The following is a 14561-nucleotide window of genomic DNA, read 5'->3' as shown; positions in this document are numbered from 1 at the left end:
TTTTAAGCTGAATTTTATGGCAATATTAACAAATTAATTCTACTAAAACAGAAACTGTTTCAAGTATTTCGTAATTAACTTAAATGATTTTTATGACTAGAAATTCAGCTTTGTAAAATTCCAGTTTAAAGTATTGAAGATTATTATTTCATTTTTTAAAGTAGCTAATTCTAAAATCAGTTTTAAGGTTTCATGCGCCATAATATTACCGATAATTCCGGGCAAAGTTCCTAAAACACCATTCAGATTGCAATTTGGAACCTCTTTTGGATCAGGCATTTCAGGAAATAAATCGCGAAGGTTTTTACTTCCATTATGATTAAAAACGGCTATCTGGCCTTCAAATTTTAAAATACTTCCATAAACCAAAGGTTTTCCAAGTTTTACACAAGTGTCGTTGACCAGATAACGTGTTGTAAAATTGTCTGAACCATCCACCACAATATCATATTGTTGAATAATTTTTGAAGCATTTTCAATAGTAAGTTTTTCATTAATTGCAACAGCTTCAATTAACGGATTTAGTTTCGAAACAACTTCTCTGGCAGCAATTGATTTTTGTTTTCCAATTTCATTTTCGGTATATAAAACCTGTCTGTGGAGATTGTGAATTTCTATAGTATCAAAATCCATAATTCCGATAAAACCAACACCGGCAGTTGCAATATATTGTAAAATGGGACAGCCCAACCCACCGGCTCCAATTACTAAAACTCTTGCTTTTTTTAGTTTTTCCTGACCTTCATCGCCAATTTCAGGCAGAATAGTTTGTCTGTTGTAACGAAGGAATTCTTGTATAATGCTCATTTTTTAATTTTAGATTTCTGATTTTAGATTTTAGATTGATGTTGGAATTTGGAATTTTTAAATTGGAATTTAAACAAATGCTTTTGTCCAATCTTTCCAGACAGGTTCGTAGCCTGCATTTTTTATGATTTTTGAAATTTCTTCGGCTGAACGTTCATCGCTGATTTCGAATTGTTCCAAAGACTGCGGATCAACCACATAACCGCCCGGGTTTGTTTTGGAACCAGCACTCATACTAGTCACGCCAATCGGGATAATATTGTTTCTGAATTTCTCGTTTTCTCTTGTTGAAATCGAAATTTCTAAATCTTCATTCCACAATCTGTAAGCGCAAATTAATTGTGTCAAATCTTTATCATCCATAATAAAATTCGGTTCGATGATTCCTTCAGCCGGACGCAGACGTGGAAATGAAACGGAATATTTCGTCTGCCAATATTTTTTCTGAAGATAATCTAAATGCAAGGCATTGAAGAAACTGTCTGTCCGCCAATCTTCCAAACCTAATAAAACACCCAAACCAATTTTATGTATTCCGGCTGAACCTATTCTATCCGGAGTTTCTAATCGATAATCAAAATTTGATTTCTTCCCTTTAGTATGATACTTTTTGTAAACTTCCTGATGATACGTTTCCTGATAAACCAAAACGGAATACACTCCGGCATGATGTAAACGTTCATAATCTTCCAAAGAAAGTGGTTGCACTTCAACAGAAATAATTGAAAAATCGTTTTTAATCAAATTAATGGCATTCAGGAAATAATTGATGTTTACGGTATAATTTGCTTCGCCGGTTACTAATAAAACATGGTCAAAACCTGTGTTTTTTAGTGCTTCGACTTCTAATTTTATTTCAGAATCAGTCAATGTTTTTCGTTTGATTTTGTTGTCGAGACTAAATCCGCAATAGGTACAGATATTTTGGCATTCGTTGCTTAAATATAAAGGTGCATACATTTGGATGGTTTTTCCGAAACGCTTTTTAGTGATTTCATGGCATTTCTGCGCCATTTGTTCTAAATAATTTTGGGCAACAGGAGAGATTAATATCAAAAAATCATCAAGGTTGTATTTGGTTTTAGCCAAAGTTCGTTCGACATCTTTTGATGTGGTTTGGTATATTCTGGATTGAATTTCATCCCAGTTATATTGCTCAAAAATGGATTTGAATGTTTTCATTCTGAATGTGAGTTTTACCGCAAAGCGCGCAAAGTTTTTTCGCAAAGTTCGCTAAGCTTTAAGTTCTTATTTGAGAGACGAAGTCCGCTAAGCTTTGTGCTCTTTTTTGGGCTAAAAAATTTATTGTACTTTGTGTGCTTTGCGAAAAAACTTTGCGAACTTTGCGGTTAAATTATTTAGTCATATAAAAATGATGTAAGCGGGCTAGATGCAGAAGCAAAGTTCTGCTGATTAGCAATTCGGGCTTCAAAAGCTTTTCTTCCGGCAATAACAGCTTCCTTAAAAGCTTCAGCCATTAATTTAGGATTTCCGGCAACCGCAATTGCAGTATTTACCAAAACCGCATCGGCACCAATTTCCATTGCTTTTGCTGCATCAGAAGGAGCACCGATTCCCGCATCGACAATAACTGGAACGTTACTTTGTTCAATTATAATTTCTAAGAAATCGATAGTTTTTAAACCTTTGTTGCTTCCAATTGGCGAACCCAAAGGCATAACTGCTGCTGTTCCTGCACTTTCCAAATGTTTGCACAAAACAGGATCAGCATGAATATAAGGCAAAACAATGAAACCTAATTTGGCTAATTCTTCCGTTGCTTTTAAAGTTTCAATAGGATCCGGCATCAAGTATTTTGGATCCGGATGGATTTCTAGTTTGACCCAATTGGTTTCTAAGGCTTCGCGAGCCAATTGTGCAGCAAAAACAGCTTCTTTGGCATTTCTTGCGCCAGAAGTATTGGGTAACAAATTAATATTTGGATGTTTTAAATGAGATAAAATCGCATCAGTATCGGTTTCTAGATCAACGCGTTTTAATGCAACTGTAACCAATTCGCTTTCTGAGGCTAAAATGGCGCTTTCCATTTCTTCATTCGAACCAAATTTTCCCGTTCCTAAAAACAAACGGGATTTGAAGCTTTTATCTCCAAGATTAAACAATGACTTTTGCATATAATTTTTCGTTTAATTGTTGAATTAATTGATCTTTTTCAGTACTTTCTGTGATGATTCCAGAAACTGCAATTCCATAAATTCCAGTTTCCATCAACGGATTTACATCTCTCAATGTAATGCCTCCAATAGCATAAACGGGAATCTCAATTTTGGTTTTTTTCATTTTCTGAAGAATATCAAAATAACCGGACAGCCCTAAAATTGGGCTTAATTTTTCTTTTGTGGCTGTAAAACGAAAAGGCCCTAATCCGATATAATCGCAACCATTTTTAACATGATTCTGAATGTCTTCAAAGGTATTTGCAGTTCCTCCAATGATTTTTTCTGTCCCTAAAATCGCTCGGGCTTCATCAATTTTGGTGTCGGTTAAACCGAGATGAACTCCGTCTGCATCAATTTGTTTGGCAAGTTGTAAATCATCATTTATAATATAAGTGACGAGATATTCTTCACATAAAAGTTTTACGGCTTCACCCAAAACAAAACTGTTTTTTTTGCTTTGGTTTTTAAAACGCATTTGAATCCAGTCACAGCCGGCATCTAAAGCCTGACGGATATTATACAATTGTTCTTCTATTGTATTTCCCTGTGAAATATATTGCAGTTTGTTATACATAGTGATATCCAATTAAGGTTGATGTTGAACTCAGGTATTTTTCGATGTAAGTTTTTGCATTTTTACAAGCCAATTCTAGAGGTTGATTTAATGCTAAATTCGAAGCAATTGCAGCAGAAAGTACACAGCCGGAACCGTGTTTTTCAGTACAGTCTTTTTCTGATGGAAACAGATCTGTAATTTTATTTTTCAAAAACAATTGATCTTTTCCAATTTCATTTAAATTATGTCCGCCTTTTAGCAAAATGGCTGTTGAAATTTCGTTTTCAATCCAAAGATTGTTTTTTATAAAACCAGGAAGCAGTTGTTCGATTTCTATATAATTGGGTGTAATCAAATCGATTTTTGATAAAATTTTAGTCAAATCTGAATGATCTTCAATGTTTAAAAAATCAAATTCGGTAGTTGATTTTAAAACCGGATCCCAAACAATTTTTGTATTTGGAGAAGCTAATTTTATAGTCGAAAGAATTCGGTTTAAATATGAAAACGACGGCACAATTCCGATTTTAACTGCGCTGATTTTATAGTTTTCAAACAAAACCTCAATAGATTGAATTACAAAATTGATATTAACCCATTCTATTTTATGAAACTCATTTTCTGTCTGAATTGTGTTAGCAGTCGCAATGGCAAAACCGCTGACTTTATGCTGCTCAAATGTTTTGATATCAGCCAAAATCCCAGCACCACCAGACGGATCTAAACCTGCGATTGTAAGTACGAAAGGACGATTTTCTGACATAGTTTAAATTCTTTAAATGGGTTTTCATTGTTCCAAATAGCTCCTAAAAGAGCAACATCATCAAAACCACTTTCCAGTGCTTTTTGAATGTTTTCTGATTCAATTCCGCCTAAAGCAATCACTTTAGTTTTATAATTTATTCTTGATTTTAATGCTTCAAAAAAATCTGTTTTCGGCAAATAGTTTTCTTTAGAAATACTTTGAAAAACAGGACTTAAAAAAGCATAATCAAAATCATTTTTTAATGAATTAAAATCTTCTATAGAATGTGTTGATGTTGATTTATACCTACAAGGTTTTGGAAACCTTGCAGGAATGTCTGAATCATTTTTTCTTTCTCTTTCAGAAAAATGAAATCGGTTAATTCCGAAGTCTTCTGCCAGTTGATGATGATTGTGCAAGACAAGTTTATCTCTAAATTCCAATTTTATCTGATGAATAAACTGTGCGATTTCCAATTCAGAAAAATCAGGTTTCCGAATATGGAGCAGAGACAATCCTTCCTCAAACAAAGAATGAATTGTCTTGATTTCGTTTACCACAGTAAAAGGATTTGAAATTAAAATCATATCTTTTTTCTATATTCTTTCCTCTATTCTCTAAAAAAACTAAATATAAATCTCTTTCCCCTGCTCAATAAATTCCTCTGATTTCTCTTGCATTCCTTTTTCTGCAGCAGCGACATCTCTGATTTCCTGAGATATTTTCATAGAACAGAATTTAGGCCCGCACATCGAGCAGAAATGCGCTACTTTTGCCCCATCTGCAGGAAGTGTTTCATCATGGAATTCTCTTGCCGTATCCGGATCTAAAGCCAAATTAAACTGATCTTCCCAACGGAATTCAAAACGGGCTTTACTCAAAGCATTATCACGATATTGTGCTCCTGGGTGACCTTTCGCTAAATCGGCAGCATGAGCAGAAATTTTATAGGTAATCACGCCGTCTTTCACGTCTTTTTTATTTGGCAAACCTAGATGTTCTTTTGGCGTTACATAACACAACATCGCACAACCGTACCAGCCAATCATAGCCGCACCAATTGCCGATGTAATATGATCGTAACCCGGCGCAATATCGGTTGTTAAAGGGCCAAGAGTATAAAAAGGAGCTTCATGGCAATGTTCTAATTGTTTGTCCATGTTTTCTTTAATCATGTGCATCGGAACGTGTCCAGGGCCTTCAATGAAAACCTGAACGTCATGTTTCCAGGCAATTTTTGTCAATTCGCCTAAAGTTTCTAATTCCGCAAATTGAGCAGCGTCATTCGCATCGGCAATTGAACCCGGACGCAAACCGTCTCCAAGAGAAAAAGCAACATCATATTGTTTCATGATTTCGCAGATTTCCTCAAAATGGGTGTACAAGAAATTTTCTTTATGATGAAACAAACACCATTTTGCCATAATCGATCCACCTCGCGAAACGATTCCGGTAACACGATTTGCAGTTAAATGAATATAGCGAAGTAAAACTCCAGCATGGATCGTAAAGTATGAAACGCCTTGTTCAGCTTGTTCAATTAGAGTATCTCGGAAAATTTCCCAAGTTAAATCTTCGGCAATTCCTTTTACTTTTTCTAAGGCTTGATAAATAGGGACAGTTCCAATTGGAACAGGAGAATTTCGAATAATCCATTCTCTGGTTTCGTGAATGTTTTTTCCTGTAGATAAGTCCATAATTGTATCAGCACCCCAGCGACAAGCCCAAACGGCTTTTTCAACTTCTTCTTCAATGCTTGAAGTCACGGCGCTATTTCCAATATTGGCATTGATTTTTACCAAAAAGTTACGACCAACAATCATTGGTTCGCTTTCTGGATGGTTGATGTTGTTTGGAATAATGGCTCTTCCGCAAGCTACTTCAGAACGAACAAATTCAGGAGTGATTTTGTTTTTTGGAGTATTCGCACCAAAACTTTGTCCGTTATGTTGACATTGCATTGCTTTGGTCTGCTCGTTTAAAAGTTCAATACGCTGATTTTCACGAATCGCGATGTATTCCATTTCTGGCGTAATAATTCCCTGTTTAGCGTAATATAACTGTGTTACGTTGGCGCCTTTTTTAGCGCGTTTTGGCTGATGCAAATATTCAAAACGAAGATGATTTAGTGTTTCATCTTTCAATCGACTTTGACCATAATCTGAAGTGATTTCATCTAAAATTTCAACATCATTTCGATCAAGAATCCAGCTTTCGCGTAAGCGTGGTAATCCTTTTCGAATATCGATTTCAATATTTGGATCAGTGTAAGGCCCAGAAGTGTCGTAAACCGTTACAGGAGGATTTTTTTCAATGCCACCGTTGGAAAGTTTAGTATCGCTTAAAGCAATTTCCCGCATAGCGACTTTTATCGGATGAATTTCTCCGTCGATATAAACCTTTTTAGAATTTGGAAATGGGGTTCTGGATATTTGTTCTTCTTTCATTTTTGTTGATTTTGTTTCAGGTTTCAAGTTTCAAGTTGATTCTGATTGTTTTTATTTCGTACCGTTTTTCTGTAGAGACGCACTGCAGTGCGTCTACGTCCAGTATGTAATTGGAATTTGTTTTTTTGAATTGGAATTTGAAAAATTATCCTCCTTGCGTAGCAGAAATAATGAGGATTTCGTCAGTTTCTTGTATGAGGAATTCGTTCCAATTGGTTTTTGGAACAACGGTATTGTTGACAGCAACGGCAATTCCGTTTTGTTTGTGCGGAATTTCGAGATCGAGCAATGATTGAACGCTTAGCGTTTCAGCATTGAAAATTTTAGTTTGTTGATTGATTTTTAGTTCCATTCCTTTAAGTTTAGTGTATAGTTATACACAATAGGAATGGCTGCAATAACGCACAGAAATGCGTTCAAGAAGTCATCTTACTTTTCCCTACGCTAGTATGAACTAGATCAGGTTCAGAGGGTAAAATCTCAGCCTGCGTGATGCAGACACCCCTAAAGTGTGAAGCAAATGTAATGAAATTTGTTTGAAAGTTTCAGGTTTCAGGTTTCAAGTTTTTGAAAAACTGAAAATGAAGACTAAAAACTGCGACTATTTTCCCTTTCGGATAAAACAATCTTCGGTGTGATCATTGACCATTCCAGTGGCTTGCATGTGTGCGTAAATAACAGTTGAACCGACAAATTTAAATCCTCTTTTTTTCAAATCTTTGCTGATTTCATCTGAAAGTGGAGTAGTAGCCGGAGCATCTTTTGAAGTTTTTAGATTATTTATGATAGGTTTTCCGTTAGTATATTTCCAAATATAATCGGAGAAAGTTCCAAATTCTTCCTGCACTTTCATAAAAGCTTGTGCATTTGAAACTGCCGCTTTAATTTTAAGTTTATTGCGAATAATGCCGGTATTCTGCATTAACTCTTCGATTTTTTCTTCAGAATATTGAGCTACTTTTTTGTAATCGAAATAATCAAAAGCGGCTCTAAAATTTTCTCTTTTATTTAAAATTGTAATCCAGCTTAATCCAGCCTGAAAAGTTTCCAGAATTAAAAATTCGAATAAAGTAGGGTCGTCATAAACCGGAACTCCCCATTCTTCATCATGGTATTTTTTGTATAAATCGCTGGAAGTGCACCAGCCACATCTAATCTTTTCTTCCATTATTTCCCAATTTTCCAGTGATAACCTTTTACGCTCGGTATGTAAGCTTTTGTTCCAACGATGATTAAATCAGTGTAGACTTTCTTTTTGTATTTAATTCCGATAGCTTCTCCGGAAGTATATATTTTATTGGCTTCAAACCTGAATTTAATTTTGGCATCATTAAATTTTGCATCAGAAATCTTTTCGATAAACCAAGTCGATTTCCATTTTACCTCAATTTCATCTTCTGCGGTTTTGGTAATGCTTTTTATTAGTTTAATTCCGTCAGCTGGAATATTGTGGTTTTCAATGAGTTCTTTTTGCGTTATAGTTTCTCCTGTTTTACAATCGGCTATAAACTTTTTAAAAGCGGTAATTCCTAAGAACTTTTCATTTTCAGCTTCTGTGTTTACTGCAATACTGTCGTTTATAGGTTTTACATTTTCAGAAGCTGCTTCAGTTATTGTGATTTTGTCTACAATGGATTGTTTATACTCATTTACAGTTTCAACAGTGCTTTCTGAGATAGTTTCTATTTTATTCGTAATCTTATCGGTAACTTCTAATAGTTGTTTTTTAACGTCTTTGGAACAACTTGCAAAACTTAAAAGAATGATTGATAGTACTATTTTGTAATGCTTCATTCTTATAAGTGTTCCTGATTCTTATGGTGCTTATCGTTTTCCAAATACTTTTTAATTAAGTGATGTCCCAAATAAATAGCAGGAGTTAATAAAATCGCAATGGCTAATTTGAAAGTATAACCAATTAATCCTGAAGAGATAAACGTGTCAAAATCAATTTTTCCAGGCAGCCAAAAAGCAATTCCAAGTACAATAAACGAATCAAATAACTGCGAAATTACCGTAGAGCCAGTTGCTCTCAGCCATATTTTCTTTTCTCCTGTTCTGTTTTTGAAGAACCAAAAAATCCATACATCAATAAGCTGCGATGCCATAAAAGCAATTAAACTTCCGACAATAATCCACATACTCTGTCCAAAAACAGCTTGAAACTGATCATCATTGACAGGGCTGATTCCTTTTGCAGCGGGAATGGTAATGGCCATAAACAAAATCAGAAAGGCGTAGGCTATTAAACAGGCTGTAATAAAAGAAAGTTTTTTTACTCCTTTTTCGCCAAAATATTCATTAATTAAATCGGTAGTCAAAAAAACTATCGGCCAAGGAAGAATTCCTATACTCATTACGAAAGGGCCAACCTGAATTAATTTTCCTCCAATAAGCTCTGCTACAACAGCATTTGTGATAAATATTCCGGCAAGGATTACAAATACAATTTCTCTTCGGGTTTTAAACATGTTATTTTGGTTATAAAGTTTCAAATTTAAGCTATTTTTTAAAACCAGATATTAGTAAATTTTTAAAATAACATCCATTTGAAGTTTGATTTTGATTGGTTACTTTTGAGATTCTGACGCTTCTTATTTAATGAAAAGTGTTTGGAGGAACTTTATAAAATGATTTGATTATGGAAAAAGAAACTAATCCGTTGCTTCAGGAATGGTCAGGGCCTTATGGAGGCGTACCGGATTTTACAAAATATAAAATAGCTGATTTTAAGCCAGCCATTGAATTTGCTATTCAGGAAAAGTTGGAAGAAATTGATTCCATTGCGAACAATTTAGAAAAACCGACTTTTGATAATACAGTGAAAGTTTTAGAACTTTCAGGAGAAAAACTGGATAGAATTCATGCGGTCTATGGAATTTACAGATCAAATTTAAGCAGTCCGGAATTTAATGTGGTAGATACAGAAATGTCTCCAAAATTGGCTGAAATTAGCGATAAACTCTATCAAAACGAGAAATTGTTTTTAAGAATAGAGGAATTATATAAATCCGAAGAAAGCAAAAAGCTGACTGCTGAACAACAGCGTCTGCTTTGGCTGTATTATACTGATTTTGTTCGTGAAGGTGCAGAATTGAAGGAAGATGATAAAAAAGAAGTGGCGAATATTAACCAAGAGTTAGCTGGACTTTTTACGCTTTTCAGTCAAAAATTGCTGGCAGAAGAAAATGATCAGTATTTGGAACTGCATTCAGAAAGTGATTTGGAAGGACTTCCTGAAGAATTTAAAAATGCGGCAATTGCCGAAGCAAAAGAAAGAAAGCTGAATGTTTTGGCTTGTATTGGAAACACCAGATCTTCCATTGAACCTTTTTTGACTTTTTCTAATCAAAGAAATTTAAGAGAAAAAGCGTTTGACATTTTTGTGAAAAGAGGCGATAATGATAACTCAAATAATACAAATGAAACGCTTGTTTCAATTTTAGAATTAAGAGCCAAGAAAGCAAAAATATTAGGATTCAAGAATTTTGCAGAATGGAGTTTGTCTAATAAAATGGCAAAAGATCCTCAGAAAACTTTGGATTTAATGCATTCGGTATGGAAACCGGCTGTTGAAAAAGTTAAAAATGATGTTTCGGCTATGCAGGAATTGGTGAATAAAGAAGGTGGCAATTTTAAAATTCAGCCTTGGGATTATCGTTTTTATGCAGAGAAAGTCCGTAAAGCGAAATATGACTTAGATCAAAACGAAATTAAGCAGTATCTGCAGTTAGAGAATTTGCGTGAAGGAATGTTTTGGACAGCAGGAGAGTTGTTTGGTCTTGGTTTTAAACAATTATTTGATGTTCCTGTTTATCATCCAGATGTTCGAGTTTGGGAGGTTAATCATAAGGATACTGGAGAAGTAATTGGACTTTGGTATTTTGATCCTTACGCACGCGTAGGGAAACGTTCGGGAGCTTGGATGAATTCACATAGAGACCAGCAGAAGATTAAAGGAAATGTACTTCCGATAGTTTCGAACAATTGTAATTTTATAAAAGGAAATGCCAACGATCCTGTTTTAATTTCCTGGGATGATGCTACGACATTATTTCATGAATTTGGTCACGCTTTGCATGGTTTATGTTCGAATGTGACGTATCCGAGTTTATCGGGAACCTCAGTAGCCAGAGATTATGTGGAGTTTCCTTCTCAATTGTTAGAACATTGGCTGGCTACTCCGGAAGTGCTGAACAAGTTTGCACTTCATTATAAAACCAATGAGCCTTTGTCTCAATCATTAGTGGAAAGAATCGGCCAAGCCGCTAATTTTAATGAAGGTTTTGCAACGGTAGAAACGATTTCAAGTTCGTTTGTGGATATGAAATTGCATTTAACTACTGAAAAAGTGAATCCGCATCAATTTGAAAAGCAGATTCTGGCAGCAATTAATATGCCTTCAGAGATTGTGATGCGACACAGAATTCCACAATTTGCCCATATTTTTTCAAGTGACGGATATGCAGCGGGCTATTATAGTTATTTATGGGCTGATGTTATCAATGCCGATGCTTATGAAGCATTTTTGGAAGGAAAAGGGCCTTTTGATAAAGAAGTTTCCAAACGCCTTTATGATATTGTTCTAAGCGCAGGAAATACGGTCGATAATGAAAAAATGTATGAAGATTTTAGAGGACATGCTCCAAAATCTGATGCTTTGATGCGTGCGAGAAATTTTCCGGTTGAAAGTTAATCCATATAAAAAAGCCCGAATAACTAAATATTCGGGCTTTTTAAATATTGAAATAATATATTAACCTAAAGTAACTCTTTTGAAACCTGTAATTTCAACGTTGAATCCTTTAACGTAATCACCAACTTTTTTACTGTCATCTTTGATGAAGTTTTGATCAAGTAATGCTTTTTCCTGATCTAAAGTAGTGTTGTCAGAAATGAAACGTTGCACTTTTCCTGGAAGGATTTTATCCCAGATTTGCTCTGGTTTACCTTCAGCTTTTAATTCAGCTTTAGCATCTTCTTCTGCTTGTTTGATAACTTCAGGAGTTAATTGAGAGAAAGAGATGTATTTAGGAACATTTTTTAAAGTTTTTCCTAAACGTTTTGCTTCTTCATTGTCTTTTTCGATTACAGCAATACGAGCAGCAAGTTCAGATTCAACGAAAGCAGGATCAAAATCTTTGTAAGATAATGTATCAGCTCCCATAGAAGCAACTTGCATAGAGATATCTTTTGTTAAAGCTTCTGCATTAGCAACCGGAGCAGAAATTGCAGTTAAAGCAGCAATTTTGTTCACGTGAACATAAGATCCAACATAAGCACCTTCTAAAATTTCGAAACCACCGATTTCGATTTTTTCACCGATAACACCAGTTTGCTCGATTAATTTCTCAGCAACAGTGATTCCGTTGAAATCAGAAGCTAATAATTCTTCTTTAGTAGAGAAGTTGATTGCTTTTTCAACTAAATCTTTAGCTAAAGCAACGAAAGCTTCATTTTTACCTACGAAGTCAGTTTCGCAGTTTAAAGTGATGATAGCTCCTTTAGTGTTGTCAGCATTGATAAAAGAAACAGCAGCTCCTTCAGCAGACTCACGGTCAGAACGGTTAGCAGCAACTTTTTGTCCTTTTTCTCTAAGGATTTGTATAGCTTTGTCGAAATCTCCTTCCGCTTCAACTAAAGCTTTTTTACAGTCCATCATTCCGGCACCTGTAGATTGTCTTAATTTATTTACGTCTGCAGCAGTAATTGTTGCCATAATATTTTAAGTTTTAATGTGTTTAAAAGTAAAAAATTCCAGCTTTTAAATCCCAAACTCCAATTTTAATAAATTATCAACATAACGTTTTTAATTCTGGTTGGATTTTGGAATTTAAAATTTGGAATTTAAATTTTGATTTATTCTTCAGTTGCAGGAGCTTCAGCTTCAGCTTCAACAGCAGGAGCTTCTTCAGCAGCTTCAATTTCTTTTTCAGCACCTCTGTCAGAAAGACCTTCGATTACTGCAGTAGTCACTAAAGATAAAATTTTGTCAATTGATTTAGAAGCGTCATCATTTGCAGGAATCACGTAATCAACCTCTCTTGGGTCAGAATTCGTATCAACCATTGCGAAAACTGGAATGTTTAATTTTTGAGCTTCTTTTATTGCGATGTGTTCAGCTTTGATATCTACTACGAACAATGCTGCAGGTAGTCTAGACATATCAGCAATTGAACCTAAGTTTTTCTCTAATTTAGCACGTAGACGATCAACTTGTAAGCGCTCTTTTTTAGATAAAGTGTTGAAAGTACCATCTTTCTTCATTTTATCGATAGAAGACATTTTTTTAACTGCCTTTCTGATAGTTACGAAGTTAGTCAACATACCGCCTGGCCATCTTTCAGTGATGTAAGGCATGTTTGCTGCTTTTGCTTTATCAGCAACGATGTCTTTTGCTTGTTTTTTGGTAGCTACGAATAAGATTTTTCTACCTGATGCAGCGATTTTTTTCAAAGCTTCATTAGCTTCTTCAATTTTAGCTGCAGTTTTATATAGGTTAATGATATGAATACCATTACGCTCCATATAAATGTAAGGAGCCATATTTGGATCCCATTTTCTAGTCATGTGTCCGAAGTGAACACCTGCTTCTAGTAATTCTTTTACTTCTATTTTGTTTGCCATTTTTGTACTAGTTTACGTTCTGTTGATTAGCAATGTGTGAATGGCGATTTCTCTGGCTTCATACATTTAGATGCTAAACTATATCCTACCTCGATAGGAGAGCAACAATAACTGTGTTTTTTAATTTCAATAAATAATTGATAATGTCTTGTCCCATCTGAACAAGACAGGTAATATTAACGTTTAGAGAACTGGAATCTCTTACGAGCTTTCTTCTGACCGAATTTCTTACGTTCAACCATTCTTGGGTCTCTTGTTAATAAACCTTCTGGTTTAAGGATAGCTCTGTTTTCAGCGTTAACTTCACACATTACGCGTGCTAATGCCATTCTTACAGCTTCTGCCTGACCAGTTGTACCACCTCCGTAAACGTTTACTTTTACGTCAAAGTTACCAGCGTTTTCTGTCATAGAAAGCGGTTGTAAAACTTTGTACTGTAAAGTTGCAGTTGGAAAGTAAGTTGCGAATTCTTTTTTGTTTACAGTGATGTTTCCAGTTCCTTCAGAAACGTATACACGTGCAACAGCGGTTTTTCTTCTACCGATTTTGTGAATAACTCCCATTACTTAAGATCATTTAGGTTAACAGTTCTAGGTTTTTGAGCTCCGTGTTTGTGCTCAGCTCCTACAACAACATTTAGATTTCTAAAAAGTTCAGCACCTAATTTGTTTTTAGGTAACATACCTTTTACAGCTTTTTCTACTAATGCAGCTGGATTTTTAGCTTGCAATACTTTAGCAGTTAAAGTTCTTTGTCCTCCTGGGTAACCTGTATGACGCATGTAAATTTTGTCATTCATTTTTGTACCTGTAAGGTTAATTTTCTCTGAGTTGATAACAATTACGTTATCTCCACAGTCAACGTGCGGTGTGTAACTTGGCTTGTACTTACCTCTTAAAATCATTGCAACTTTAGAAGCAAGACGTCCTAAGTTATGACCTTCAGCGTCAACAACAATCCACTCTTTAGTTACAGTGGCTTTACTTGCTGAAACTGTTTTGTAGCTTAATGCGTCCATAATATTATTTTAATTAAACATTCCATCCCCAATAAAGGGGATGCAAAAGTACAATTAATTATTTTAAAACCAAATACCTGAAAGAATATTTTATCTGCTGAAAATCAGGGCTTCAGTTTTTGGATTAATTAGGGAATAAAAAAACCGTCTCTACAATAAAGTAAAGACGGTTAAATATTTA

At 34.9% G+C, this 14561-nt stretch carries 16 protein-coding genes and 1 riboswitch; of the genes, 1 reads left to right on the top strand and 15 read right to left on the bottom strand.

The features are described 5' to 3' along the window. Positions 1–96 precede the first annotated feature (96 nt). From ACODST_RS00150 to ACODST_RS00100, 11 genes are all read right to left on the bottom strand, one after another. A complete protein-coding gene (locus ACODST_RS00150; RefSeq protein WP_488930093.1) occupies positions 97–807 on the bottom strand; it encodes a HesA/MoeB/ThiF family protein in 711 nt (236 codons plus the stop codon). 69 nt (positions 808–876) lie between these two features. Further along, entirely contained in the window at positions 877–1989 is a 1113-nt protein-coding gene (gene thiH, locus ACODST_RS00145) for a 2-iminoacetate synthase ThiH (RefSeq protein WP_488930092.1), read from the bottom strand. Positions 1990–2165: 176 nt separating this feature from the next. Next, positions 2166–2942 carry a thiazole synthase gene (locus ACODST_RS00140; protein WP_488930091.1) on the bottom strand — a complete coding sequence of 259 codons (777 nt, stop codon included), beginning with the start codon at positions 2940–2942 and terminating at the stop codon, positions 2166–2168. Further along, on the bottom strand, positions 2923–3561 hold the full coding sequence (locus ACODST_RS00135; RefSeq protein ID WP_488930090.1) for a thiamine phosphate synthase: 639 nt from the start codon (positions 3559–3561) through the stop codon (positions 2923–2925). Before ACODST_RS00135 ends, ACODST_RS00140 begins: the two co-directional genes overlap by 20 nt. Next, positions 3554–4306, bottom strand: coding sequence for a hydroxymethylpyrimidine/phosphomethylpyrimidine kinase (locus tag ACODST_RS00130; RefSeq protein WP_488930089.1), 753 nt, complete (start codon positions 4304–4306; stop codon positions 3554–3556). The genes ACODST_RS00135 and ACODST_RS00130 overlap by 8 nt, the downstream gene beginning before the upstream one ends. After that, positions 4264–4875 carry a thiamine phosphate synthase gene (locus tag ACODST_RS00125; protein WP_488930088.1) on the bottom strand — a complete coding sequence of 204 codons (612 nt, stop codon included), beginning with the start codon at positions 4873–4875 and terminating at the stop codon, positions 4264–4266. Before ACODST_RS00125 ends, ACODST_RS00130 begins: the two co-directional genes overlap by 43 nt. 39 nt (positions 4876–4914) lie before the next feature. Next, positions 4915–6735 (bottom strand): phosphomethylpyrimidine synthase ThiC, encoded by a 1821-nt coding sequence (gene thiC, locus ACODST_RS00120; protein ID WP_488930087.1) that lies wholly within the window; start codon positions 6733–6735, stop codon positions 4915–4917. A gap of 145 nt (positions 6736–6880) precedes the next feature. Further along, the gene (gene thiS, locus ACODST_RS00115; protein WP_488930086.1) at positions 6881–7087 is read right to left on the bottom strand and encodes a sulfur carrier protein ThiS; all 207 of its coding nucleotides are present in this window, start codon (positions 7085–7087) and stop codon (positions 6881–6883) included. 67 nt (positions 7088–7154) lie between these two features. After that, a riboswitch (TPP riboswitch) is annotated at positions 7155–7251 on the bottom strand. 85 nt (positions 7252–7336) lie between these two features. Beyond that, on the bottom strand, positions 7337–7903 hold the full coding sequence (locus tag ACODST_RS00110) for a DNA-3-methyladenine glycosylase I (RefSeq protein WP_488930085.1): 567 nt from the start codon (positions 7901–7903) through the stop codon (positions 7337–7339). Further along, entirely contained in the window at positions 7903–8529 is a 627-nt protein-coding gene (locus ACODST_RS00105) for a hypothetical protein (protein ID WP_488930084.1), read from the bottom strand. The genes ACODST_RS00110 and ACODST_RS00105 overlap by 1 nt, the downstream gene beginning before the upstream one ends. Before the next feature lie 2 nt (positions 8530–8531). Beyond that, positions 8532–9206 carry a queuosine precursor transporter gene (locus ACODST_RS00100; protein ID WP_488930419.1) on the bottom strand — a complete coding sequence of 225 codons (675 nt, stop codon included), beginning with the start codon at positions 9204–9206 and terminating at the stop codon, positions 8532–8534. A gap of 170 nt (positions 9207–9376) precedes the next feature. Here ACODST_RS00100 and ACODST_RS00095 point away from each other — a divergent pair, with 170 nt between their 5' ends. Next, complete coding sequence (locus ACODST_RS00095) at positions 9377–11431, top strand: M3 family metallopeptidase (protein ID WP_488930083.1); 2055 nt, start codon at positions 9377–9379, stop codon at positions 11429–11431. Between the two features lie 60 nt (positions 11432–11491). Here the strand turns inward: ACODST_RS00095 and tsf are convergent, their stop codons facing one another. The 4 genes from tsf to rplM all read right to left on the bottom strand — a co-directional run bounded on the left by tsf (position 11492) and on the right by rplM (position 14380). After that, a complete protein-coding gene (gene tsf, locus ACODST_RS00090; protein ID WP_488930082.1) occupies positions 11492–12454 on the bottom strand; it encodes a translation elongation factor Ts in 963 nt (320 codons plus the stop codon). 140 nt (positions 12455–12594) lie between these two features. Further along, the gene (gene rpsB / locus ACODST_RS00085; RefSeq protein WP_488930081.1) at positions 12595–13362 is read right to left on the bottom strand and encodes a 30S ribosomal protein S2; all 768 of its coding nucleotides are present in this window, start codon (positions 13360–13362) and stop codon (positions 12595–12597) included. A gap of 176 nt (positions 13363–13538) precedes the next feature. Further along, a complete protein-coding gene (rpsI, locus tag ACODST_RS00080) occupies positions 13539–13925 on the bottom strand; it encodes a 30S ribosomal protein S9 (protein ID WP_026728618.1) in 387 nt (128 codons plus the stop codon). After that, positions 13925–14380 carry a 50S ribosomal protein L13 gene (gene rplM, locus ACODST_RS00075; protein WP_111379262.1) on the bottom strand — a complete coding sequence of 152 codons (456 nt, stop codon included), beginning with the start codon at positions 14378–14380 and terminating at the stop codon, positions 13925–13927. Before rplM ends, rpsI begins: the two co-directional genes overlap by 1 nt. Between the last annotated feature and the right edge of the window lie 181 nt (positions 14381–14561).

It is taken from the genome of Flavobacterium sp. FG19 (genome assembly GCF_057809475.1).
The sequence above is the reverse complement of the archived record's forward strand: the minus strand, read 5'-3'. Positions and strand labels throughout refer to the sequence as shown.